The sequence below is a fragment of the Vibrio sp. 779(2023) genome, from assembly GCF_033344285.1.
GTDB lineage: Bacteria > Pseudomonadota > Gammaproteobacteria > Enterobacterales > Vibrionaceae > Vibrio > Vibrio alginolyticus.
Window position 1 is genome coordinate 1 of sequence record NZ_JAWPOM010000087.1, and the last position, 1,479, is coordinate 1,479.

Below are 1,479 nucleotides of genomic sequence, written 5' to 3' on the forward strand. Positions count from 1 at the left end.
AACCGCCAAAGTACGGGAATAATACGCGGTTGACGAAGAATCCCGGACAGTCGTTCACGACGATTGGGGATTTACCCATTTTCGCTGCGTAAGCCACTACGCGGTTGATGGTTTCATCAGAAGTTTTCTCACCACGGATGATTTCAACCAAAGGCATGCGATGCACAGGGTTAAAGAAGTGCATACCACAGAAATTTTCTGGGCGTTTAAGTGATTGTGCCAATAGGTTGATTGGAATCGTCGATGTGTTTGATGTAATGACGGTGTTTTCACCAACGTGCGATTCGACTTCGCTCAGTACCGCTGCTTTTACTTTTGGATTTTCGACAACGGCTTCAACAATCACATCTGAGTTTTCGATGCCTGCGTAATGTAGGCTTGGGGTAATTGATGCCAAAATTCCCGCCATCTTGAAGCCGTCGATACGACCTTGAGCAAGGCGTTTGTTCAGCAGTTTAGACGCTTCGGTCATGCCTAAATCGAGAGATGGTTGGGCGATGTCTTTCATCAATACTGGCACGCCTTTCAGCGCAGATTGGTAAGCGATGCCACCACCCATGATGCCTGCACCTAATACCGCTGCTCGCTCAGTATCTTTGCTTGCTGATTTCGCCGCTTTTTTCGCGATGCCTTTGATGTATTGGTCGTTGAGGAACAGACCAACCAGAGCTTTGGCTTCTTCTGATTTCGCGAGTTTAACGAAGTATTTGCGTTCAATGTCGAGTGCTTCGTTACGCGCAAAGCGTGCGCCTTCTTCAATCGTGATAACGGCTGTCATTGGCGCAGGGTAGTGTGGACCGGCTACTTGTGCCACTAGGCCTTTTGCCATCGTGAAGCTCATCATCGACTCTAGCTTGCTGAGTGTCAGTGGCGAGGTTTTTTGTTTACGACGTGCTTGCCAATCGATCTTTTCGTTGATAGCTGAAGTCAGTGTTTGCAATGCGGATTCATACAACGCATCAGTTTCAACCACAGCATCCAATAAACCAATCTTCAATGCTTCATCTGCACGACATGCTTTGCCTTGCGTGATGATTTCCATCGCGCTATCTGCACCGATAACACGCGGCAAACGCACACAACCGCCAAAGCCAGGCATGATGCCAAGTTTGGTTTCTGGTAGGCCAATGCTGGTGGTTTTATCACCGATACGCATGTCGGTAGCCAGTACGCATTCGCAGCCGCCGCCAAGTGTGTGACCTTTAAGTACTGAGATTGTCGGAACGGGTAAGTCTTCTAGTTTATTGAAGATGCTATTGGCAAATTGTAGCCATTGATCGAGCTCGGCGTCTGTTTTAGCGAAGAGGCCCAAGAATTCAGTGATGTCTGCGCCAACGATGAACGCGTCTTTATCTGAAGTGAGCATTAAGCCTTTTAGACCTTGATGTGAAGTCAACGCATCAAGAGCCTTATCGAGAGACTCTAGTGTTGCTAGGTCGAGCTTGTTTACGGATTTAGGGGAGCAGAAGCTCAGCTCTG

Annotated in this window: 1 protein-coding gene; it reads right to left on the reverse strand. The window is 48.1% G+C overall.

The window, feature by feature from the left end; genetic code table 11:
- Positions 1–1,479, reverse strand: a 1,479-nt coding sequence (locus R8O70_RS25105; RefSeq protein WP_318184448.1) for a 3-hydroxyacyl-CoA dehydrogenase NAD-binding domain-containing protein, incomplete at both ends; no start/stop codon positions are given.